This is a genomic window from Acidaminococcus fermentans, from assembly GCF_009696675.1.
In the GTDB taxonomy this organism is placed as follows: Bacteria; Bacillota; Negativicutes; order Acidaminococcales; family Acidaminococcaceae; genus Acidaminococcus.
This window is the reverse complement of record NZ_VULN01000005.1, coordinates 40,098-62,683: the sequence shown is the minus strand read 5'-3', so window position 1 is coordinate 62,683 and position 22,586 is coordinate 40,098. Positions and strand designations below refer to the sequence as shown.

General features: G+C 58.3%; 22 protein-coding genes, 4 tRNA genes and 2 pseudogenes. All 28 read left to right on the top strand.

Going from position 1 to position 22,586, the window contains the following annotated elements; all coding sequences use genetic code 11:
• The first annotated feature begins 9 nt into the window (after positions 1 to 9).
• Positions 10 to 1,455: a cysteine--tRNA ligase gene (cysS, locus tag FX155_RS04620; protein WP_022487008.1), complete on the top strand. Its 1,446-nt coding sequence runs from the start codon at positions 10 to 12 to the stop codon at positions 1,453 to 1,455.
• Positions 1,452 to 1,931 carry a Mini-ribonuclease 3 gene (locus FX155_RS04615; RefSeq protein ID WP_288174371.1) on the top strand — a complete coding sequence of 160 codons (480 nt, stop codon included), beginning with the start codon at positions 1,452 to 1,454 and terminating at the stop codon, positions 1,929 to 1,931. Before cysS ends, FX155_RS04615 begins: the two co-directional genes overlap by 4 nt.
• Positions 1,931 to 2,638, top strand: a complete 708-nt coding sequence (thyX, locus tag FX155_RS04610; protein ID WP_195839612.1) for an FAD-dependent thymidylate synthase — start codon at positions 1,931 to 1,933, stop codon at positions 2,636 to 2,638. The genes FX155_RS04615 and thyX overlap by 1 nt, the downstream gene beginning before the upstream one ends.
• 6 nt (positions 2,639 to 2,644) lie before the next feature.
• The gene (locus FX155_RS04605) at positions 2,645 to 3,328 is read left to right on the top strand and encodes a hypothetical protein (protein WP_022487011.1); all 684 of its coding nucleotides are present in this window, start codon (positions 2,645 to 2,647) and stop codon (positions 3,326 to 3,328) included.
• Positions 3,329 to 3,412: 84 nt separating this feature from the next.
• Positions 3,413 to 3,489: transfer RNA gene (locus tag FX155_RS04600), tRNA-Asp, on the top strand.
• 2 nt (positions 3,490 to 3,491) lie between these two features.
• Positions 3,492 to 3,567 (top strand) — tRNA-Phe (locus FX155_RS04595).
• 9 nt (positions 3,568 to 3,576) lie between these two features.
• Positions 3,577 to 3,651, top strand: a tRNA-Gly gene (locus FX155_RS04590).
• Positions 3,652 to 3,660: 9 nt separating this feature from the next.
• Positions 3,661 to 3,734 (top strand) — tRNA-Cys (locus tag FX155_RS04585).
• Between the two features lie 60 nt (positions 3,735 to 3,794).
• Complete coding sequence (locus FX155_RS04580; protein WP_154487894.1) at positions 3,795 to 4,307, top strand: phosphatase PAP2 family protein; 513 nt, start codon at positions 3,795 to 3,797, stop codon at positions 4,305 to 4,307.
• A 366-nt stretch (positions 4,308 to 4,673) separates the two neighbouring features.
• A complete protein-coding gene (gene rimP / locus FX155_RS04575) occupies positions 4,674 to 5,135 on the top strand; it encodes a ribosome maturation factor RimP (RefSeq protein WP_022487820.1) in 462 nt (153 codons plus the stop codon).
• A 30-nt stretch (positions 5,136 to 5,165) separates the two neighbouring features.
• Positions 5,166 to 6,254, top strand: coding sequence for a transcription termination factor NusA (gene nusA / locus FX155_RS04570; protein ID WP_022487821.1), 1,089 nt, complete (start codon positions 5,166 to 5,168; stop codon positions 6,252 to 6,254).
• The gene (gene rnpM, locus FX155_RS04565) at positions 6,251 to 6,523 is read left to right on the top strand and encodes an RNase P modulator RnpM (protein ID WP_022487822.1); all 273 of its coding nucleotides are present in this window, start codon (positions 6,251 to 6,253) and stop codon (positions 6,521 to 6,523) included. The genes nusA and rnpM overlap by 4 nt, the downstream gene beginning before the upstream one ends.
• Positions 6,510 to 6,806, top strand: a complete 297-nt coding sequence (locus FX155_RS04560) for a L7Ae/L30e/S12e/Gadd45 family ribosomal protein (RefSeq protein WP_022487823.1) — start codon at positions 6,510 to 6,512, stop codon at positions 6,804 to 6,806. Before rnpM ends, FX155_RS04560 begins: the two co-directional genes overlap by 14 nt.
• Positions 6,807 to 6,822: 16 nt before the next feature.
• A complete protein-coding gene (infB, locus tag FX155_RS04555; RefSeq protein ID WP_154487892.1) occupies positions 6,823 to 9,426 on the top strand; it encodes a translation initiation factor IF-2 in 2,604 nt (867 codons plus the stop codon).
• 9 nt (positions 9,427 to 9,435) lie between these two features.
• Positions 9,436 to 9,792, top strand: a complete 357-nt coding sequence (gene rbfA, locus FX155_RS04550; protein ID WP_022487825.1) for a 30S ribosome-binding factor RbfA — start codon at positions 9,436 to 9,438, stop codon at positions 9,790 to 9,792.
• Positions 9,785 to 10,741 carry a DHH family phosphoesterase gene (locus FX155_RS04545; protein ID WP_022487826.1) on the top strand — a complete coding sequence of 319 codons (957 nt, stop codon included), beginning with the start codon at positions 9,785 to 9,787 and terminating at the stop codon, positions 10,739 to 10,741. The genes rbfA and FX155_RS04545 overlap by 8 nt, the downstream gene beginning before the upstream one ends.
• Positions 10,741 to 11,634 carry a tRNA pseudouridine(55) synthase TruB gene (gene truB, locus FX155_RS04540; protein ID WP_022487827.1) on the top strand — a complete coding sequence of 298 codons (894 nt, stop codon included), beginning with the start codon at positions 10,741 to 10,743 and terminating at the stop codon, positions 11,632 to 11,634. Before FX155_RS04545 ends, truB begins: the two co-directional genes overlap by 1 nt.
• Positions 11,631 to 12,584: a bifunctional riboflavin kinase/FAD synthetase gene (locus tag FX155_RS04535; protein WP_022487828.1), complete on the top strand. Its 954-nt coding sequence runs from the start codon at positions 11,631 to 11,633 to the stop codon at positions 12,582 to 12,584. The genes truB and FX155_RS04535 overlap by 4 nt, the downstream gene beginning before the upstream one ends.
• Before the next feature lie 95 nt (positions 12,585 to 12,679).
• Positions 12,680 to 12,943, top strand: a complete 264-nt coding sequence (gene rpsT, locus FX155_RS04530) for a 30S ribosomal protein S20 (RefSeq protein ID WP_012938698.1) — start codon at positions 12,680 to 12,682, stop codon at positions 12,941 to 12,943.
• 140 nt (positions 12,944 to 13,083) lie between these two features.
• Entirely contained in the window at positions 13,084 to 14,889 is a 1,806-nt protein-coding gene (gene lepA / locus FX155_RS04525) for a translation elongation factor 4 (RefSeq protein ID WP_022487829.1), read from the top strand.
• Positions 14,890 to 14,910: 21 nt separating this feature from the next.
• Positions 14,911 to 15,096 (top strand): annotated as a pseudogene (locus tag FX155_RS11730) (GntR family transcriptional regulator); the annotation flags it as partial.
• Positions 15,097 to 15,240: 144 nt separating this feature from the next.
• Positions 15,241 to 15,915 carry a GntR family transcriptional regulator gene (locus FX155_RS04520; protein ID WP_368509238.1) on the top strand — a complete coding sequence of 225 codons (675 nt, stop codon included), beginning with the start codon at positions 15,241 to 15,243 and terminating at the stop codon, positions 15,913 to 15,915.
• 227 nt (positions 15,916 to 16,142) lie between these two features.
• Positions 16,143 to 17,234 carry an SLC13 family permease gene (locus FX155_RS04515; RefSeq protein ID WP_022487831.1) on the top strand — a complete coding sequence of 364 codons (1,092 nt, stop codon included), beginning with the start codon at positions 16,143 to 16,145 and terminating at the stop codon, positions 17,232 to 17,234.
• Between the two features lie 61 nt (positions 17,235 to 17,295).
• Positions 17,296 to 18,195, top strand: coding sequence for a L(+)-tartrate dehydratase subunit alpha (gene ttdA / locus FX155_RS04510; protein WP_022487832.1), 900 nt, complete (start codon positions 17,296 to 17,298; stop codon positions 18,193 to 18,195).
• Positions 18,195 to 18,815 (top strand): annotated as a pseudogene (gene ttdB / locus FX155_RS04505) (L(+)-tartrate dehydratase subunit beta). The gene ttdA and the pseudogene ttdB overlap by 1 nt, the downstream one beginning before the upstream one ends.
• Positions 18,816 to 18,899: 84 nt before the next feature.
• Complete coding sequence (locus FX155_RS04500; protein ID WP_154487890.1) at positions 18,900 to 19,781, top strand: DMT family transporter; 882 nt, start codon at positions 18,900 to 18,902, stop codon at positions 19,779 to 19,781.
• Positions 19,782 to 20,952: 1,171 nt separating this feature from the next.
• Positions 20,953 to 21,591 (top strand): hypothetical protein, encoded by a 639-nt coding sequence (locus FX155_RS04495; RefSeq protein ID WP_229778430.1) that lies wholly within the window; start codon positions 20,953 to 20,955, stop codon positions 21,589 to 21,591.
• A 56-nt stretch (positions 21,592 to 21,647) separates the two neighbouring features.
• Positions 21,648 to 22,562: a radical SAM protein gene (locus FX155_RS04490; protein ID WP_022487208.1), complete on the top strand. Its 915-nt coding sequence runs from the start codon at positions 21,648 to 21,650 to the stop codon at positions 22,560 to 22,562.
• Positions 22,563 to 22,586: the final 24 nt, after the last annotated feature.

Sequence of the window (22,586 nt, the reverse complement as noted above, 5' to 3'; positions counted from 1 at the left end):
GAGCTTTCTATGAGCATCCGTGTATATAATGACATGACCCGGCAGAAAGAGGAGTTCGTGCCTCTCCATCCCGGGAAGGTGGGGATCTATGTGTGCGGGGTCACTCCCTACAACCATCCCCATATCGGCAATGCCCGGCCCTTTGTGGTGTGGGACACCATCCGCCGGTTTTTGGACCATGAAGGGTACGATGTGACCTATGTCCAGAACTTCACCGACGTGGATGACAAGATCATCCGGGCCGCCAATGAAGAAGGGGTCACCTGGGACGTGATCGCCAACCGGTACATCAAAGCCTATTTCGAAGTGATGGACAAGCTCCATGTGAAGCGGGCCCATATCTATCCCCGGGTTTCCGAACACATCCCTGACATCATCCACACGGTCCAGCAGCTGATCGACCATGGCTACGGCTATGTGGTGGACGGGGACGTGTACTACCGGGTGGAAAAGTTCGCCCATTACGGGGAACTGTCCGGCCGGAAGCTGGAAGACATGATGGCCGGCGCCCGGGTGGACGTGGACGAACGGAAAGAGAACCCCATGGATTTCGCCCTGTGGAAATCCGCCAAACCGGGAGAACCCTCCTGGGACAGCCCCTGGGGCAAAGGCCGGCCGGGCTGGCACATTGAATGCTCCACCATGAGCACCAAGTACCTGGGCAACACCCTGGACTTCCATGGGGGCGGCAGCGACCTGATCTTCCCTCACCACGAAAATGAAATTGCCCAGAGCGAAGGAGCCACCGGGGTCCATCCCTTCGTCCGGTACTGGGTCCACAACGGATTCATCACCATCAATGAAGAAAAGATGTCCAAATCCCTGGGCAACTTCAAGACCGTGTATGATCTGCTGAAAGAATACGAACCGGAAACCATCCGGTATTTCATCCTGAACACCCACTACCGGAGTCCTCTGGACTTCAGCCAGGAACGGCTGGCGGAAGCGGGACGGAGCCTGGAACGGCTGCGCACGGCCCAGAACAACCTGCGGGAGATCCAGCAGGTGATCACCGTGGGGCCGGACGCGGAAAGCCTGGCTCTCCGGGACAAAGTGGCGGAACTGCGCCAGGGGTTCTTCGACGCCATGAGCGACGATTTCAACACCTCTCTGGCCATCAGCTATCTGTTCGCCCTGGCCAAGGAGATCAACGTGTACCACAACGCCATCCTCAGCGGCGCCAAGAAGCCTGACGGCAAACTGGTGGAACAGATGGACAAGGCCTGGAAGGAAATGACCGGGGTCATCGGGATCCTGGAAAGTGAACCGGCCGCCAACAGCGAAGGGGGCGCGGTGAGCAACGAGGAAGCGGAAATCGCCGCCAAGATCGAAGAACGGCAGGCTGCCCGGAAAGCCCGGGATTTTGCCAAGGCCGATGCCATCCGTGACGAACTGGCCGCCAAGGGGATCATCCTGGAAGACACGCCCCAGGGCGTACGGTGGAAGAGAAAGTGAGATACGAACAGTATCAGCGGCTCCTGGACCATGTGCTGCATACCTGCGGAACCCCGCAGACCCTGCCGGAACCCCGGCTGATCCACCCGGTGGAACTGGCCTATATCGGGGATGCGGTGTTTTCCCTGTATGTGCGGATGCGGCTTTTGCCCGTGAGCAGCCATGTGCAGGTGCTCCACGACCTGGCCAGCCGGATGGTATCCGCGGTGATGCAGGCCAAAGCCATGGATGACATGGAAGAAGCCGGGATCCTGACGGAAGAGGAAGCCCAGATCGCCCGGCGGGGCCGGAACACCAAAAGCACGGTGCCCAAAAGTGCCAGTGTCCGGGAATACCGCCAGGGCACGGCTTTCGAAGCCCTGATGGGCTACCTGCACCTGACGGACCGGAAGGACCGGCTCCAGGAACTGATGGACCGGTCCTTTGAGCTGATCCGCCGGGCCATGGAGGACGAAAGGAAACAGAAAAAGAAATGATGCATGTAAAACTGCTCCGCTATACTCCCGAACCGGACCGGACCGTGGCCATGAGCGCCCGGCTCTGCTATTCTCCCATCGGGGCAGCGGAACTGGAAACCAAGATGACCGACCAGGAAGTGGCCAGCCTGGTGCGCCGGCTGGGCCAGATGGGGCACACCTCCACCTTTGAGCATGTAAGCTTCACCTTTGCCATCGAAGGGGTGTCCCGGGTGCTGACCCACCAGCTGGTGCGCCACCGGATCGCTTCCTACAGCCAGCAGAGCCAGCGGTATGTGAAGGAACACGATTTCGAGACCATCCTGCCGCCTACCCTGGCAGCCCGGCCGGAATGCAAGAAGGAATTTGAGGACCTGTGCAGCCGGATCCAGGACCTGTACAACAAATGGACGGAGGCAGGGGTGCCGGCGGAAGATGCCCGGTACATCCTGCCCAACGCGGCGGAAACCAAGATCGTGGTCACCATGAACGCCCGGAGCCTGCTCCATTTCTTCCAGCTCCGGTGCTGCGCCAGGGCCCAGTGGGAGATCCGGGCCCTGGCCTGGGAAATGCTCCGGCAGGTGAAGGAAGTGGCTCCCATCCTCTTTGAGAAGGCCGGCCCCACCTGCGACAGCGACCGGGTCTGCCACGAAGGGAAAATGAGCTGCGGCCGGCTGGAAAAACTCCTGGCCCAGGACGCCGCCAGAGCTGCTGAAAAGAAGGCGTAACCGGCCATGGGGTACAAACCGATTGAAGAGATCCAGCAGGAGACCCGTCAGTGGGATTTCATCAAAGGGCTGCCGGACCAGGTGGGGAAGTTCACCAAGAAACTGGTGGACACCATCGACGGCCAGGTGCTCACCATCTGCCGGTATGAAGCTCCGGAACTCCGAGCCAAGCTGGATATCATCTACACTTCCGAGACCTTCGACTATATCGTGGTCCACACCATGGGGATGAATTCCTACCGGGACATCCGGTTCATCTACAAGGACAAGGATGTGTTCGCCAAAAACGTCCAGGCCTACCTGCCCGGGATCCTCCACAGCATGGAAGACCCCACCAGCGTGAACCTGGGAGAGCAGGTGGCGGAACACGGGATCCTGACCTGGGACTACGGGAACCATCTGCCGAAAAAGATCGGCCCCTTTGAACTGTACATCAAACCCGCCAACGCCATCGAGCACATCAACGGGTCCATCATCATGATCGACTATTCCAACTTCGACCGGATGGACCAGCTGATCATCATGTACAACCGGCTGCGGGACCAGTTCTTCGGGGAAGTGAAGATCAACTCCGTATTCCACGCCTCCATGGATTTCGACAGCAAAAATCTCAAGGAGCTGGAAGGCAAACTGAAAGAACACCTGGAAGAAACCCTGAAAAAGGTGGACCAGGCAGATCATACCATTTGACCGGAGAAGGAGAAAAAAGTCCTTGACTTTTTTCTCCTTCTCTCGTATACTATACAAGTCGGCGCTTGAAGAAGACGCCGCAACGGCCCAGTAGTTCAGTTGGTTAGAATGCCGCCCTGTCACGGCGGAGATCGTCGGTTCGAGTCCGTCCTGGGTCGCCAATGCCTCGGTAGCTCAGTTGGTAGAGCAAAGGACTGAAAATCCTTGTGTCCGCAGTTCGATTCTGCGCTGAGGCACCATTTCTTCAAGCGGAAGTAGCTCAGTGGTAGAGCATCACCTTGCCAAGGTGGGGGTCGCGAGTTCGAATCTCGTTTTCCGCTCCAATTTTTTATGGCGACGTAGCCAAGCGGTAAGGCAGAGGTCTGCAAAACCTTTATCCCCAGTTCGATTCTGGGCGTCGCCTCCAAATGAAGTAAAAGGAGCTGTTGCATGCGCAACAGCTCCTTTTTTACAGAAAGGAATCCCCATGCACTTCGAACGCCATTATGACCGTACCTATGCCCGGCTGACCCGGCCTTTCCGGGGCCGGCCCTGGGCTGTCCGGGGGCTTTTTCTTCTGAACGGGGCTCTGGTGGTGCTGATGTACATCGCCTATCCTCTGCTCCTGTGGCAGCTCTATACCCAGGGGGGAATGGCCAGCCCCGGCCTCCGGAAGGCCTTCTGGATCCCGGCCATTTCTTTCCTGCTCCTTACCCTGGTCCGCAGCAGGATCAACCGGCCCCGGCCCTATGAGGCCTGGCCCATTACCCCCCTGATCCCCCGGAACAAACAGGGGGAATCCTTCCCCAGCCGCCATGTGTTTTCCTCCACCATCATCGCCATGACGTATCTGTACTTTCACCCGCCGGTGGGGGCAGCTTTCCTCCTGGTGAGCCTTATCAGTGCCCTGGTGCGGGTGCTGGCCGGAGTGCACTATCCCACTGATGTGGGGGCGGGGATGATGGTGGGGGTTATAGCTGGATTGGCTTTGTGGGGCTGACGCATAACCCCTGGGCGCCATAGCGGGCCATCTGCTTTGTCAGGCGGAATTTGGAAGCCGGGCATGTACCACTTTGTACTATGCCCAACTTCCAAATTCCGCCTTTCGCGCATCTGACCCACTCTGACGCCCAGGGAAAAGGTCGAAAGGTGGGGTGTTTTCGCGCATCTGGGGCCTTCTTGTGTGCAGGGAAGGGGGTTGCCCGGAGGGCCGCCGACCGTTGACACATACCCGGTTTCATCGGGCTTGTTGCCATTTTCCCCGTGGGGTGCTATAATAAATAAGAAAACTGAGGCAGACCTTAGAGAGTGGGTATTTGATACCCGCTCTTTCGTTTACTAGGAAGAAAAAAGCAGAGGTGCCTGAATGGACAAAAAGAAAATCACCGAACGGGTTACGGAACTGGTCTCTCCTATTGTGGAGGCGGCCGGTCTGGAACTGGTGGATGTGGAGTACGTGCGGGAACGGGACTGGTTCCTGCGGGTCTTCATCGACAAAGAGGGCGGCATCGACATCGATGACTGCTCGGCGGTCAGCAATGCTCTGGCCAAGAAGCTGGACGAGGAGGACTTCATCAAGGAGAAGTACTACCTGGAAGTCTCTTCTCCGGGGATCGACCGGCCCCTGAAAAAGGACAAGGACCTGGAAGCCCACTATGGCAAGAAAGTGGACCTGGCCTTCTTTGCTCCTTATGAAGGGAAGAAGCAGCTGACGGCGGTGCTGAAAAGCCACGACGCCGAAAAGCTGGTGCTGGAAGACGCCAAAAAGAAAGAACTGGCCATCGACCGGAAGCTGATCGCTTCGGTCCGGCCCCATATCGATTTTTAAAGGATACAACTGTTAAGGAGGAATTTTGAAGTGAATGCGGATTTCGTGAAAGCCATTGCGCTCCTGGCCAAGGAGAAAAGCATTTCTCCCGACGTACTGTACAGTGCAGTGGAGGAAGCCCTGATTACCGCTTACAAGAAAAACTACGGTTCTGCCCAGAATGTACGGGTTTCCATGCATAAAGAAACCGGGGAGATCCATGTCTATGCCCGGAAGAACATTGTGGAGGAAGTCACGGATCCCACTACGGAAATCAGCCTGGAAGACGCCCAGAAGCTGAATCCCCACTACCAGGCCGGGGATATCCTGGAAACGGAAGTGACCCCCAAGAACTTCGGCCGGATCGCCGCCCAGAACGCCAAGCAGGTGATCGTCCAGCGGATCCGGGAAGCGGAACGGGGGATGGTGTACGAACGGTATTCTGACCGGGAAAACGACATTGTCACCGGTACCGTCCAGCGGATCGAAGGCCACAATGTGTTCATCGACCTGGGCACGGCGGAAGGCCTGCTGCTGCCCAACGAACAGATCCCTCATGAAACCTACGACTACCATCAGCGGCTGAAATGCTATGTGGTGGAAGTGAAGAAGACCACCAAGGGTCCCCAGATCATCCTGTCCCGGACCCATCCCGGCCTCCTGAAGCGGCTGTTCGAACTGGAAGTGTCCGAAATCCAGGATGGCACCGTGGTCATCGACAGTGTGGCCCGGGAACCGGGGATGCGCAGCAAGATCGCCGTCCACAGCACCAATCCCAGCGTGGATCCGGTAGGGGCCTGTGTGGGACCCAAGGGCATGCGGGTACGGGCCATTGTGGACGAACTCCGGGGAGAAAAAATCGACATTGTGAAATACAGTGAAGATCCGGAAGAATATGTGGCCAACGCCCTGTCCCCCTCCAAGGTGGTTTCCGCCCGGGCGGACAAGGATGAAAAGATCTGCCGGGTGGTGGTCCCTGACTACCAGCTGTCCCTGGCCATCGGCAAGGAAGGGCAGAACGCCCGTCTGGCCGCCAAACTCACCGGCTGGAAGATCGACATCAAGAGCGAATCCCAGGCGGCTGGTGCAGAAGCTGCCCAGGCTCAGGAAGCCCCTGAGGAAAGTGGTGAGGACGCATGAAAGTAAAGAAGATTCCCCAGCGGACCTGCATCGGCTGCGGGGAAATCCACAATAAGAAGGAAATGGTCCGGATCGTCCGGTCTCCGGAAGGAGCCGTGAGCCTGGACCGTTCCGGGAAGAAACCGGGCCGGGGTGCCTATGTGTGCCCCCAGGCTTCCTGCATCGAAAAGGCCTTCCAGAGCAAAGCCCTGGAAAGAGCCCTGCAGGTGAAGGTTTCTCCGGAAACGAAGGAAGCATTGCTGGCGGAGCTCACCCATGAAAACGGATGAACAGCTCTGCTTTGCCCTGAGTCTGGCGCAGAAGGCCGGGAAGCTGGCATCCGGCGATCAGGGCGTATGGGACACGCTGAAAAAAGGCCGTGCCCGTTACGTGCTGATTGCCGCTGATGCCTCGCCCCGTACGGTGGAGAAGATCCAGCGCTGGTGCGATGCCGGGAAGATCCCTTACGGGAAGATCCTGGACCGTGCCCGGCTGGGTGCCGCCATCGGAAAAGCGCCCCGGGCGGCTGTGGTCCTGATGGATGACAACTTCCGGAAGATGATGGGCTTTTGACTATGGAGGTGTGCGGATGACAAAATACAGAATCTATGAGATCGCCAAAGAATTGAACCTGGACAACAAAAAGGTACTGGGGTTCCTGGCTGACCATAAAATCACGGTGAAGAACCACATGAGCACGGTGGAAGCCGGGGTCCGGGACATGATCGTCAAGGGCCTGAAGAACAACCAGGGTGCCGTGAAGGCGGCTGCCCAGAAGGTCCAGGAAAAAGTGACCCAGGCAGCGGCTCCGGTAGCGGCCAAAGTGGCCCAGGTAAAGAGCGATGTGGCGGTGGGCAAAGCGGCCATCCAGGCCCATCATGCGGCCCAGGCCCAGCAGAAGGAACAGAACCGGAACAGCCAGCGTCCGGAAGGCCGGAACGACCGGAATGACCGGAGAAACGACAGTCGTCCGGAAAACCGGTCCAACGACCGGAACCATGGTCAGAACCGGAACGACCGGAGAAACGACCGTCCCCAGAACGGCCAGAACCAGAACCGGGACAACGGCCGCCGGAACGACCGTCCCCAGAATGGCCAGAACCGGAACGGGAACGGCAGCGGGAACAGCCGGTTCAGCCACAACGACCGGAACAACGGCCAGAACCGGAACGGAAACAATGGGAACAACAACCGGAACAAGCCCCAGAACAACCGGGGCGGGAAAGCCGGTGCCCCCATCAACGGCAACAGCGCCCATGCCGGCAAGGATATGGGCAAACGGAACGGCAGCCACAACCATCAGGAAAAACGGGAGAAAATCAAGGGCTCTTACGCCACCCGGGAGGACCGTCCTACCCGCAGTGCTGATCATATGATGAAAAACCATAAACACAAAAACAACAATAACAACAACCGGAACGCTGCTCCTGCCAGAAAGACCGAAGTGGTCCGTCCCACCAGCGTGGAAGTGGGAGAAAGCATCAGCGTGAAGGATTTCGCCAAGCTCCTGTGCCGGGACGTGAACGAAGTGATCAAAAAGCTGTTCATGCTGGGCAAGATGGTCACCATCAACCAGGAAATCGACCATGAAACCGCTGAACTGGTGGGCATGGACTTCAACTGCGAAATCAAGGAACCGCCTCCTGAAGCGGATCCCACGGAAGTGCCGGAAGTGGAAGACGACCCGGTTCTGCGGGTGCCCCGTCCTCCTGTGGTGACGGTTATGGGCCACGTGGACCACGGCAAGACCTCCCTTCTGGATGCCATCCGGAAAACCAACGTAACCGCCCGGGAAGCCGGCGGGATCACCCAGCACATCGGTGCTTACCGGGTGGTGTGCCAGGGCAAGCCCATTGTGTTCCTGGATACTCCCGGCCACGAAGCCTTTACCGCCATGCGTGCCCGGGGGGCCCAGGTGACGGATATCGCCGTGCTGGTGGTGGCCGCTGACGACGGGGTAATGCCTCAGACCATCGAAGCCATCAACCATGCCAAGGCCGCCAAGGTGCCTATTATCGTGGCCATCAACAAAATCGACAAGGAAGGGGCCAACCCGGACTTTGTCATGCAGCAGCTGTCCGAACACGGACTGATCCCGGAAGCCTGGGGCGGGGACACCATCATGGTTCCCGTATCTGCCCGGCAGAAGACCGGTATCTCCGACCTGCTGGAAATGATCCTGCTGGTGGCTGAAATGCAGGATCTGAAAGCCAACCCCAACCTGCCTGCCCACGGCACCATCATCGAAGCCAAACTGGACAAGGGCAGAGGGCCTGTGGCCTCCGTGCTCATCGACCGGGGGACCCTGCACATCGGGGATTCCATCCTGGCCGGCACCTGCTACGGGAAGGTCCGTGCCATGGTCAACGACCGGGGCGAAAAGGTGAAGAAGGCGCTGCCTTCCACCCCTGTGGAAGTGCTTGGGCTCAATGACGTGCCGGAAGCCGGGGACATCATGGACGCCTGTGACGAACATGTGGCCCGGACCGTGGCGGAAAAACGCCTGGCCAAGCAGAAGATGGAAGAACAGAAGAAGGCCAAGGTTTCCCTGGACGATATTTTCAACCGGATCCAGGAAGGGGAACTGAAGGACCTGAACATTGTGGTGAAGGCCGACGTACAGGGCACCATCCAGGCCCTGGAACAGGCACTCACCAAGATCAAGAACGATGAAGTGAAAGTGGTCATCGTCCATTCCGGGGTAGGGGCCATCAACGAATCCGACGTGATGCTGGCTTCCGCCGCCAACGCCCTGATCATCGGCTTCAACGTCCGTCCGGATGCCAATGCCCGGAAGACCGCCGAACAGGAAAAGGTGGACATCCGCACCTACCGGGTCATCTACGATGCCCTGAACGATGTGGAAGCCGCCATCAAGGGGATGCTGGCTCCCAAATTCAAGGAAAAGATCATCGGCCATGTGGAAATCCGGCAGGTGATCCCCATCAACAAGATGCTGATTGCCGGTGCCTATGTGAAGGACGGGAAGATCACCCGGTCTGCCAAAGTGCGGCTGGTCCGGGACGGCATCGTGATCCACGAAGGGGAACTGGATTCCCTGCGCCGGTTCAAGGACGATGTGAAGGAAGTGGCGGCCAACTTCGAATGCGGGCTGACCCTGGCCGACTACCGGGATATCAAGGTGGGCGACCAGCTGGAAGTCTACACCATGGAAGAAGTGGCGGCAGAATAAGGAGGGACCATGTCCAAACTTCGTGCGGAAAAACTCCAGGCGCTGATCAAGCAGGAAATGAGCAACATGCTGATCCGGGACGTAAAGGATCCCCGGGTGAAGTTCGTTACCATTACCGGCGTGGAAGTGAGCAACGACCTGAGCTACGCCAAGATCTATGTAAGCCTCTACGGCAGCGAGGAACAGCAGGCGGCAGCCTGGAAGGGCCTCCAGTCCGCCCTGGGCTTCTTCCGTCGGGAAATCGCCCGGCGGATCGATCTGCGGGTGGCTCCGGTGCTCAGTTTCCACAAGGATACTTCCATGGAATACAGCGCCCATATTGAATCCATCCTTCATGAGCTGAAGAAAGAAGAGCATCATGAGTAAGGCACTGGATCTGAAAGAAACCTGGCAGCTGCTCATGAGCGTCCAGGACCTGGTGCTGGTGAGCCATGTGGGGCCTGACGGGGATACCCTGGGCTCCACCCTGGGCCTGGCCCGGGCCCTGCGCCAGGCGGGGAAAAAGGTGCGGCTGCTGGTGGATGATATCCTGCCGGCGGTGTACCAGTTCCTGCCCGGGCTGGATGCCTATGAACAGCCCAAACAGGGGGAGAAGATCCATTGCGATCTGACGGTGGTGGTGGATGCTTCTTCCAAGGACCGGATGGGGGAGGCGGAAGAATGCCTTTCCGCGCCGATCCTGAACATCGACCATCACGTGTCCAACACCCGGTATGCGGATTATCTGCTGCTGGATGACCAGGCGGCGGCCACCGGGGAGATCATGTATCTGATGCTGGAAGAGAACGGGGTGCCTGTGGACCAGGAACTGGCCACGGACTTGTACACGGCCATTGTCACCGACTGCGGCTATTTCAAGTACGCCAACACCACCCCCCGCTGCATGCGGGTGGGGGCGGACCTTTTGGCCCTGGGGGTGAAGCCCAACGAGATTTCCGACCAGCTGGAACTGAAGGCCCGGAATTCCGTGGAGCTGCTGGCCAAGGTACTGCCCAGCCTGAGCTTCTATGCAGGAGGGAAGATTGCCACCCTGGAGGTGCCCCTGGCCCTTTATGACAAGACCGTTTCCACCGAAAGCTTCATCTACCATCCCCGGTACATTGCCGGGGTGGATGTGGCGGTGCTGTTCAAGCAGGTGGAACCCCGGTCCACCCGGGTGAGCATGCGGTCCAAACAGGTGGATGTGAGCAAGGTGGCGGTGGCCTTCAACGGCGGGGGACACCCCAAAGCCGCCGGCTGCACCATCGGGCTGCCTCTGGAAGAAGCCAAGAAGGCTCTCCTGGAAGCCCTGGAAAAGGCCCTGGAGGAACTGTGATGGACGGGATTTTCAACGTACTCAAACCACCGGGCATGACCAGCCATGATGTGGTGGGGGCCCTGCGGAAAATCCTCAACATGAAGAAAATCGGCCACGGGGGCACCCTGGATCCTCTGGCTGCCGGGGTACTGCCGGTGTTTACCGGCATTGCCACCCGGTTCCTGGAATATGCGGCCCATGAGGAAAAAAGCTACCGGGCGGAACTGACCTTCGGGTTCCAGACCGATACCGGGGATACGGAAGGGAAGGTCATTGCCCAAAGTCCCGTGCGTCCGCTGACGGATGAGGAAATCGAAGCAGCCCTGGCTTCCTTCCGGGGAGAGGGGACCCAGATCCCGCCCATGTATTCCGCCATCAGCGTAGGGGGCACCAAGCTGTACAAGCTGGCCCGGCAGGGCATCGAAGTGAAGCGGGAGCCCCGGCCCATTACCCTCTATGAACTGGAAAAGGTGGACTATACCGGGGACACCCTGGTGTTCGACGTGACCTGTTCCAAGGGCACCTTCATCCGGACCCTCTGTGAGGATCTGGCGGAAAAGCTGGGGATGAAGGGGACCATGAGCTTCCTGCTCCGGCGGAAGGCCGGGGTGTTTACCCTGGAAGAGTCCCATACCCTGGAAGAGATCGCCGCCGACCCGGAAGGGTGCTGCACCGGGGTGGAGACGGTACTGGCGTCTTTCCCCAAACTGGTGGTGAACAACCTCCAGGGCCGGCGGATCGCCCAGGGGGTGGCCACCACCCTGCCCGGGATCCAGGACGGTACCCTGTACCAGCTGTGGACCCGGGAGGGGCTCCTGGTGGGCCTGGCCAAAGCTGTGGACGGCCGGCTCCGGCCCCACAAGATCATCCACATCCCTGACGTGGAAACAAGGACGGAAGATAGACCATGAAACTGATTACATCGCTGGATGAACTGCACAGCGCCCATCTGCTGCCTTCTGCGGCGGCACTGGGGACCTTTGACGGGGTCCACCGGGGCCACCAGGAGGTGATCGGGACCACCCGGCTCTATGCCCGGGAGCACCATCTCCAGCTGATGGTCTTTACCTTCAGCACCCATCCCCTGGCCAGCCTGAAGCCGGAGCTGGAACCGCCCCGGCTGTTGGACAACACCGCCAAGGAAAAGCTCATGGTGGAACTGGGGGTGGACATCCTGGTGAACATACCCTTTACCCAGGAACTGGCGGCCATGAGTGCCGACGCGTTCCTCCAGATGCTGGTGGACTGCGGGGTGAAGGCTGTGGGCATCGGGGACAATTTCAGCTTCGGTGCCGGAGGCAAGGGAAACGTCCGCCTTTTGAAGACGGAACACAGCCGGTTCGGGCTCACCATCCTGTCCCGGCCTCTGCTGAAGCAGGACGGGCTGGTGGTGAGCAGCACCAACATCCGGAAGGCCATCGCCGAAGGCCGGGTGGAGCTGGCGGCCCAGATGCTGGGACGGCCTTATGCCATCCGGGGCCAGGTGGTGCCCGGAGATCACCGGGGACGGCTGCTGGGGTTCCCTACGGCCAACCTGAAGATCCTGGGCCAGCATTTTGCCGTGCCTGCCTTCGGGGTGTACGCCGGCCGGGTACTGGTGGCAGGGCAATGGTATGACGCCATGGTGAACGTGGGGGACAATCCCACCTTTGCCAACCAGGAAGCCCGCCTGGAAGCCCATCTGTTCCGGTTCGAAGGGGATCTCTACGGCCGGGAGGTGCTGGTCCAGCTGGTGGCCCGGCTCCGGGGAGAAGAAAAATTCCCTGACCTGGACCGGCTCCAGGAACAGCTCCGGAAGGACGCCCGGAATGCCCAGAGCCTTTTGGCCATGGAGGAAGAATCCGTCGGCCGGAAGGGCTGAACAGAAAGATTGAGAAATAAATGGAAAAATCCCTTGCACAAAGGGAGCATCCATGATATTATATTTTGGTAAAGCTTATTGGTGGAGGTGAGAACATGCCGAATATTAAGTCTTCCATTCGTAGTGTCAAGACTGATGCCGAACGGCGCGCTGCCAATGGCCCGGTGAAAGCTGAAATCCGCAGCACCGCACGCAAGGTTGAAGCTTTTGCTGCTGCAGGATCCAAAGAAGAGGCCCAGGCCACTTTGAAAGTAGCAGCGAGCTTATTAGATAAAGCTGCTCGGAAAGGCACGGTGAACAAAAAAGCCGCAGCCCGCAAGAAATCCCGTTTAGCTAAGAAAGTCAACGCAGTAAAATAAGGCTGAACAGCAGGAAGGCTGACAACTTCGGTTGCCGGCCTTTTTTGTTGCGTGTGGAAGGGCCTCCCCATACATGGTATAATAAAGTATTGAAACATCTCCGCCTGTTTTTCAGGCGTTGACAGAAAGTGAGAGAATCCATGGCAAAACGTGATCATATTCGAAATTTTTCCATTATCGCCCATATCGACCACGGCAAATCCACCCTGGCCGACCGGCTTATTGAAATGACCGGGACCCTGTCCAAACGGGAAATGGAGGACCAGATCCTGGACTCCATGAGCCTGGAACGGGAACGGGGCATCACCATCAAGGACCAGGCAGTCCAGCTGGACTACAAGGCCAAGGACGGGAACGACTACATCCTGAACCTGATCGACACCCCGGGGCATGTGGACTTTACCTATGAAGTTTCCCGGGCCCTGGCGGCCTGTGAGGGGGCGCTCCTGGTCATCGACGCCACCCAGGGCATCGAGGCCCAGACCCTGGCCAATGTGTACCTGGCCATGGACCACGATCTGGAGATCATCCCGGTGATCAACAAAATCGACCTGCCCAGCGCCGACGTGCCCCGGGTGGAAAAGGAAATCGAGGACATCCTGGGCATCGACAAAAGTGACTGTGTCCTGTGCTCCGCCAAAACCGGCCTGGGAGTGGACCAGGTGCTGGAAGCGGTGGTGAACCGGGTGCCGGCCCCCAAAGGGGACCCGGAATCTCCTCTCCAGGCCTTGATCTTCGATTCCAAGTTCGACGCCTACAAAGGGGTCATGCTGTATGTGCGGGTGGTGAACGGCTGCCTGAAAAAGGGCATGTCCATCCGTCTCATGGCCACCGGCAAGGTCTATGACGTAACGGAAGTGGGGGTGTTCAAGCCTGCCATGGTCAACGTGCCGGAACTGGGAGAAGGCCAGGTGGGTTTCCTGGCGGCAGCCATCAAGACCGTCAAGGACGCCCGGGTGGGGGATACCATCACCGACAACAACCGGCCGGCCAAAGAGCCTCTGCCAGGGTACCGGAAGGCTACCCCCATGGTGTACTGCGGCCTGTATCCCATCGAGAACTCCGACTATGACAACCTCCGGGACGCCCTGGAAAAACTCCAGCTCAACGACGCTTCCCTGACCTTCGAGCCGGAAACCTCTTCCGCCCTGGGCTTCGGGTTCCGGTGCGGGTTCCTGGGCCTGCTCCACATGGACGTGATCAAGGAACGGCTGGAACGGGAATACGGCCTGAGCCTGATCACCACCGCCCCCAACGTTATCTACGAAGTGGTGAAGACCAACGGGGACATCGAAATGGTGGACAACCCCTCCCAGTTCCCCAACCCCACAGTGATCGAGCATGTGGAGGAACCTTTCGTGAACGCCACCATCATCGTGCCCAAGGACTTTGTGGGGCCGGTGATGGAACTGTCCCAGGAAAAGCGGGGAGAATACCAGAACATGACCTACCTGGACGAAACCCGGGTAATGATCCACTATGCCCTGCCCCTGTCGGAAATCATCTTCGACTATTTCGACCGGCTGAAAAGCGTGTCCCGGGGCTATGCTTCCCTGGACTATGAGCTCAGCGGCTACCGGCCTTCGGACATGGTGAAGGTGGATATCCTCCTGAACGGGGATCCGGTGGATGCTCTCAGCGCCATCGTCCATCGGGACCGGGCCCAGTACTGGGGCCGTGCCCTGGTGGAAAAGCTCCGGAAGCTGATTCCCCGGCAGCTGTTCGAAATCCCCATCCAGGCGGCCATCGGCAGCAAGATCATCGCCCGGGAAAACGTCAGCGCCCTCCGGAAGGACGTGCTGGCCAAATGCTACGGCGGGGACATTACCCGGAAGCGGAAGCTGCTGGAAAAGCAGAAAGCCGGGAAAAAGCGCATGAAGCAGGTGGGCAGCGTGGAACTGCCTCAGGAAGCCTTTATGGCCATCCTGAAAATGGACGACAAATAACCGGTGAAAGGAGGGAGGGCCATGGTGACCCTGCAGAAATCCACCCAGGATCTGATCTGCCAGTCTCTCCGGAGCCGGATCGCCTCCGGTGATCTGGAACCAGGGACGGAACTGAAGCAGGTGGAACTGGCCAAAACCTACGGGGTGTCCCGGATGCCCATCCGGGAGGCCCTCCAGGGCCTGATGCTGGAAGGACTGGTGACCCGGCTCAGCAACCGGCACATGGTGGTGTCTTGCCATGCCCGGGAGATCCTGGAGAACCGGAAGGTGCCCCGGACTGAGGAAAATGAGGCTCCGGCACCGGAAGAAAAGGCGGCTGGTTCCCCGGCTTACCGGGTGGAGACGGAAACGGTGCCGGAAACCATCGGGAAGATTCATCTCCTGCCGGCACGGGAACAGGTGGCCTCCTATCTCCGGAAGGCTATTCTCCGCCGGGAAATCCCGGAAGGGAGCGTCCTGACCCTGGAAGAGACCGCCCGGCACATGGGGGTGTCCACCACCCCGGTCCGGGAAGCCCTCCAGCTGCTGGCCACCCAGGGGCTGGTGAAGCTGCGGCCCAACAAGGGGGCCGTGGTGCTGGGCATCGACGAAAAATCCATCCGGGACCATTTCGCCGTCCGGGAGATCCTGGAACGGGAAGCGGCGGCCCTGGCCGCCCGTCCCGGCAGCGACCTGCGGGAAGTGGAGCGGGTGTACGCCGGGATGCAGGAGTGCCTGGCCCAGCACCGGTATGCCGAATACAAGCACTACAACGAAAGCTTCCATATGGCCCTGTGGGAGGCCGCCGGGAATCCCAAACTGACCCAGATCCTGGCCAGCCTGTGGAACGGCCTGTCCCTGGGTTTCCTGGTGACGGAAACCGATTACGCCAAGATCTCCTTCTTCGAACACGAGCAGCTGATGGAAGCCCTCCGGGCCCACGATCCGGAAAGAGCCAAAAAGCTCATGGACGAACACATGAAACGGAGTATGGACAATATCCTTACCAACTACCGGGAACAGGTGGGGAAGGGCGGGGGTGCGTGAGCGCCCCTTTTTTGGCCGCTGACCAATGAGTGCTGTTTTTGACAGCAATCATTTTGTATTTATGATATTATATCCAAATTTGTAGTCAAAAATCAGATAATTCCATAACCCCATTGACTCTTTCTGCCAATGGGGTTATAGTATCATCAAGAAATGGATACATTATCAAATATCAAAATTAATTCAAGCGCGCAGGATTGATGGAGAACAAAGGAGGAGAAAACATAATGTCACCCATTGCCATTACTTTGACTTTGCTGGTACTGGTCATCATCCTGTTTGTCACTGAAAAACTTCCCCTGGCGGTTACGTCCATGATCGCCCTGATGGTTCTGGTCCTTACCGGGGTACTGAGCCCCAAGGATGCCTTTGCAGGCTTTGTGGACAGCAACCTGATCCTGTTCGTGGCCATGTTCGTCATCGGCGGTGCCTTTTTTGAAACGGGCATGGCCAACAAGGCAGGGGGCATCGTCACCCGGTTTGCCAAAACCGAACGGCAGCTGATCGTTTCCGTGATGCTGGTCACCGGCATCATGAGCGGCTTTTTGTCCAACACCGGTACGGCGGCCATCCTGATCCCCGTGGTCATCGGCATCGCCTCCAAATCCGGTTTCGCCCGGTCCCGGCTGCTGCTGCCTCTGATTTTTGCGGCGGCCATGGGCGGGAACCTGTCCATCATCGGGGCCCCTGGTAACCTGCTGGGGAAAAGCGCCCTGGAAGCCATCGGTCAAGATATCAGCTTCTTCGAATACGGCTATGTGGGGCTGCCCATCCTGCTGATCGGCACCCTGTTCTTCGCCACTGTAGGCTACCAGTTCCTGCCGGACCATCAGGCCAAAGCCGGAGAAAGCATCTATGACAAGGCTCCGGATTTCTCCCAGGTGGCTCCCTGGAAACAGAAAGTTTCCCTGATTGTCATGGTCCTTACCATTATCGCCATGATCTTCGAAAAACAGATCGGCATCAAGTTCTACCTGTCCGGTTGCATCGGGGCTCTGGTGCTGGTGACGGTGATCCTACTGCTCAGCTGCATCATGACCAACTTCATGAGCAACTTCGGCACGGCGGCCCTTTTGATCCCCATCAGCGTGAACATTTCCGAAGCCATGGGGGCTGACCCCAAGGCCGTGATCGTAGCCACTGTCATCGGTGCTTCCCTGGCCTTTGCCACTCCCATCGGGATGCCGGCCAACATGATGGTGTTCGCCCCTGGGGGATACAACTTCAACGATTATGTGAAGGCCGGCCTTCCCATGGTGATCATCGGCTACATCGTCTCTCTTGTCCTGCTGCCCATCCTGTTCCCCTTCTATCCCTGATGGTACGGGAACATGTGAATAGAAAACAACCTGTGTGTTCAAGTATAAGGAGGAAATGAAAATGTCCAAAGAAGCCCAAGTCAAACAAATGACCGACATTATGGCCAAGTTCGTCGGCTACACCGCCAAGGTGCTGCCCGATGATGTGGCTGCCAAACTGAAGGAACTGGCCGAAAAGGAAACGGTGCCCATTGCCAAGCTGCTGTATGAAACCTACGCCAAGAACCAGAAGCTGGCCAAGGAACTGAACCGTCCTTCCTGCCAGGATACCGGCGTGCTCCAGTATTTCGTGAAATGCGGCACCAACTTCCCCCTCATCGGGGAACTGGAAGGGCTGCTGAAGGAAGCCACTGTACAGGCCACCTTCGCCACCCCCCTGCGCCACAACAGCGTGGAAACCTTCGATGAATACAACACCGGCAAGAATGTGGGGAAAGGGACTCCCACCGTGTTCTGGGAAATCGTGCCCGATTCCGACACCTGCGAAATCGACACCTACATGGCCGGGGGCGGCTGCACCCTGCCGGGCCACGCCATGGTGCTGATGCCCGGGGAAGGGTATGAAGGGGTCACCAAGTTCGTCCTGGAGCGGATGTACACCTATGGACCCAACGCCTGCCCGCCCTTCCTGGTGGGGGTAGGGGTGGCCACCTCTGTGGAAACCGCCGCTCTCCTGTCCAAAAAGGCTCTCATGCGTCCTCTGGGTTCCCACAATCCCAACCCCCGAGCTGCGGAAATGGAAAAACTCCTGGAAGAAGGCATCAACAAGATCGGTCTGGGGCCTCAGGGCATGACCGGCAGCGCTTCCGTACTGGGTGTACACATCGAAAACACCGCCCGGCATCCGTCCGCCATCGGGGTGGCTGTGAACATCGGCTGCTGGAACCACCGCCGGGGCCACATCATTTTCGACAAAGACCTGCATTACACCATCACTTCTCATAAGGGGGCTGAATTATAATGGCTAACAAAGTTGTGCTGCATACACCCATTAAATCCGAAGACATCGAGAACCTGAAAATCGGGGACATCGTCTATCTGACCGGCAAGATCACCACCTGCCGGGACGTGGCTCACCGCCGGCTCATCGAAGAAGGCCGGAAGCTGCCGGTGGACCTGGAAGGGGGCGCCATTTTCCACGCAGGCCCCATTGTCCGTCCCATTGAAGGCCAGGAAAACGCCTATGAAATGGTTTCCATCGGACCCACCACTTCCATGCGGATGGAAAAATTCGAAAAGGATTTCATTCCCCAGACCGGCGTGAAGCTGATCGTGGGCAAAGGGGGCATGGGCCAGGACACCATGGATGCCTGCCAGAAGTACAAAACCATCTTCTGTGTGTTCCCGGCCGGCTGTGCCGTGGTATCCGCCGTCCATTTCAAGAAGATCATCGACGCCCAGTGGAAAGACCTGGGGATGCCGGAAACCCTGTGAACCAGCGAAGTGGAAGAACTGGGGCCCCTGATCGTGGCTGTTGACACCAAAGGCGGCAACCTGTTCGAAGAAAACAAGAAGACCTACAAGAAACGGGCCGAAGAAGTATACGAGGAAATTATCCCCAACGTCCGGTTCATTAAATAAGCAACAAAAAAGGAGCTGCTGCACGTGCAACAGCTCCTTTTTTATGGTATCCTTATTCTTACAATGTGTGAAAAGGGGAATACTATGGATCGCATGAAAGGAAATCTGCTGCTGCTGCTGACGGCCCTGATCTGGGGCAGCGCTTTTGTGGCCCAGAGCGTGGGCATGGATTATGTGGGGCCCTTTACCTTCAACGCGGCCCGGAATCTTCTGGCCACCGGGGTGCTGGTGCCGGTGGTGCTGGCCTTTGGGGGAAAACGCCAGGGAAGCCTGTGGCAGCGGCTGAAGCCGGATGGAGTGACCCTGAAAGGGGGCCTTTGCTGCGGGCTGATCATGGGAATCGCCAGCAACCTCCAGCAGGTGGGCATCGCCCAGACCACCGCCGGGAAGGCCGGGTTCATCACCGCCCTGTACATTATCCTGGTGCCCATCCTGGGGCGCTTCCTGGGCCGGACGGTGCGGAAGATCATGCTGCTGTGCGTACCCATGGCTCTGGTGGGATTCTATCTCCTGTGCGTGAAGGGGGATTTCACCGTTTCGTTCGGGGATTTCCTGGTGTTCTGCTGTGCGGTGTTCTTCGCCCTCCACATCCTTTTTGTAGACCATTTCCTCCGGAAGGGAGCCAGCGGGGTGCGGGTGGCCTGGCTCCAGTTCGCCATGACCTGTCTTTTGTCCGCCCTGGGGGCCGGGATGTGGGAAAGTGTGCCGGCAGGGGGATTGGCCAGTGCCCTGTGGGCGGCCCGGTGGCCCCTTTTCTATACGGCGGGGCTCTCCAGCGGGGTGGCCTATACCCTGCAGATCATCGGCCAGAAATACACGGAACCCACCACCGCCACCCTGATCATGAGCCTGGAATCCGTGTTCGCCGTGCTCTCCGGCTGGCTGTTCCTGGGAGAAGTGATGACAGGACGGGAAATCGCCGGCTGCGTGCTGGTGTTCGTGGCGGTGCTGCTGGCCCAGGTGTGAGGGGGCTGCTGCAGAGACCGCAGGTCCCGTCAGCTGTCAACGGTCAGCGGCCGAAGAATCAATTTGCAGTCAGATTTTCAGGAATGGAAACGCAGCCTGCGGCTGCTAACCCACCACCATTGCGCAAGCGCAACGGTCCCCCGCCCTTGCAAAGGGCGGATATACGCTGGGGCTGGCGCCCATCGCTTTTTGTAAATACCAGGGCGCGAGCCCGCGTATTTTATCCGTCCTTTGCAAGGGCGGGGGACCAGCCGCAAGGCTGGTGGTGGGTTAGCAGCCCAAAGGGCTGCGTTTCTTTTCAAAAGAACCCGTCAGCCACGGGTTCTTTCCATCGGCCAGTGACCGGGGTTGTTCACACAACGTGCCACCTTAGTGTAAAATAGTTCTCGGTGAAATGAATAATCCATTATAAACTTGCAAAAAGAAAGACCTTCATCTTATAGTATAAGTCACGACACCAACACTATAGATAGGAAAAGGTCTTCCATGGATTTTACGGTCCCAGCAGTACTGAACTGGTGATGGGAACGGACCCAAAGTCCGCCCTGTGAGGGGCGGGGGACCATCCGCAAGGATGGTGGTGGGGGCATCGGCGACAGCCGATACTTCGCAGGACCGGCAGACAACAAGAAAGCGTATGGCAGGAGCAGGAATATGATGATTTCAGTTTTCGTTGCTGCATTCCCAGCCGATGAGTCCGTACCCCCGTCAAGGTATTCGGTCCTTTCAGGACCTCATGCCCCCACCACCGGGCAAGCCCGGTCCCCCGCCCCTGCAGGGCGGACTTGGCCTCCGGCCTTGCTGGTACTTTTTGCGGGTATACATCGATTCTCCCGGCGGAGAGCCCTCGCGGGTGTATGGGTATAGAAGTTTTGCCCTCTGGGCGGCCGGGACGGGTTTGCCTGCGGCGAAACCCCTACATCGTTGGGGTCAGAGATTCGTACATCTGGCGAGTCGCCGGTTGTGCGGCCTCTACGGGCCCATGCTCTTCACTCTGCACTCTTCACTTTCGGACATGGATGAATAACTATACTGTGATGAAGGTTTTACTGAGAACTTGTTAACACATACCGGTTCTGGCGGTACCCTTGAAATTTCTGCCTTTTTCGCGTATAATTAAAGAGATTTCTTATGCTTTTGAATCTTAACGTTGGGAGATGTGCATGACCGCATGAATAAAGTCGTACTCACTGCTGTTGTCTTTTCTTCGCTGACTGTGTCCGTATCTGCCTCTGCAGCCGGTATGGCCCGCCGTGCCGTGCCTTTTAACTATGGCGCTCGTGCGTCTTCTGCTGCATCGGCAAGGGTTTCCAGCAATCCGGGCTACCGGGTTTCCACCATGGAAAACCGGAGGAAGGCTTTGTCCTATACGCCTATTTCCACCAAGCAGGCCTATGCCTGGCGTCGGGATTTCGGCAAAAGCAACCTGCGGAAGTGGAGCAGCACCGAGGGGATGGATACTCCCTGGCGGAGCAACAGTACTACGGATACGGCTCATTTCAAAGCCTCCACGGTGGCCTTCCTGGACCATCTGAATGAGCTGGCCCGGCGGAATGGAGTCACCTTTGTGATCACCGGCGGGGCGGAACGGGGCTACCATGCGTCCGGCACTTATTCCCACGAAAACGGATACAAGGTGGACATTTCCGATGAAGGCGCCATGTGGGGGTCCAAGTCCTTCAAGGTGCTCCATATGGCGTTGGCGCCCTTCAAGCACCAGATTACCCACGAACTGGAAAATGCCCATTACGACATTACCATTTATCCCTACAATTACCGGGGACGGTATTCCTGGGGGTATAAATACTGAATTGGAGAGGGGCTGTTGCACGTGCAACAGCCCCTTCTTTTACGAAAGGAACCAACATGACCAAATGTACTCTTTGTCCCCATGAATGTGGGGTGGAACGGCCGGAGACTTCCGGGGACCCCGGGCAGCTGGGGTGGTGCCGGATGCCCTGTCGGCCCCGGGCAGCACGGGCGGCCCTGCATCTTTGGGAGGAACCCTGTATCAGCGGCACCTCCGGAGGCAGCGGCACGGTGTTCTTTTCCGGCTGCACTCTCCAGTGCGTGTTCTGCCAGAACAGCGAAATCAGCAGCGGGGGAAAGGGCTGGGAAGTGACCGCCGACGACCTGCGGCGGATCTACCGAAATCTCATCGCCCAGGGGGCCCACAACATCAACCTGGTGACTCCCACCCATTTCCTTCCCACCATCCTGGAATCCCTGGAGCCGAAGCTGCCGGTGCCGGTGGTGTACAACTGCGGGGGCTATGAAAAGGTGGAGACCCTCCGGAGGCTGGAGGGGAAGGTGCAGATCTACCTGCCGGATCTGAAATACGTCAGCGAAGAAGCGGCCTGGCGGTACAGCCATGCAAAGGATTATTTCGCCGTGGCCACGTCAGCCATCCGGGAAATGTTCCGGCAGACCGGGCCTTACGAAATGGATGAGGGAACCGGGCTCCTGAAAAAAGGGGTGATCATCCGGCACATGATCCTGCCGGGGTTTTTGGAAGACAGCAAGCGGATCATCGACTGGGTGGGGTCCAATTTCGGCCCGGGCCAGGTGCTGTTCAGCCTGATGCGCCAGTATGTGCCCTGCGGCCTGGCCAAAGAGGGAAAGTATCCGGAAATCGGCCGGCCCCTGACCGAAGAAGAATACCAGGAAGTGGAGGACTACCTGTTCCAGAGCCCCATCGAAGACGGGTTCGTCCAGGAAGCCAGTTCCGCCGACAGCCAGTTCATCCCGGCCTTCGACGGGACGGGGGTGAAGGGGACCTGAAGGCCCCCGGTCGCGGGTCGTGAC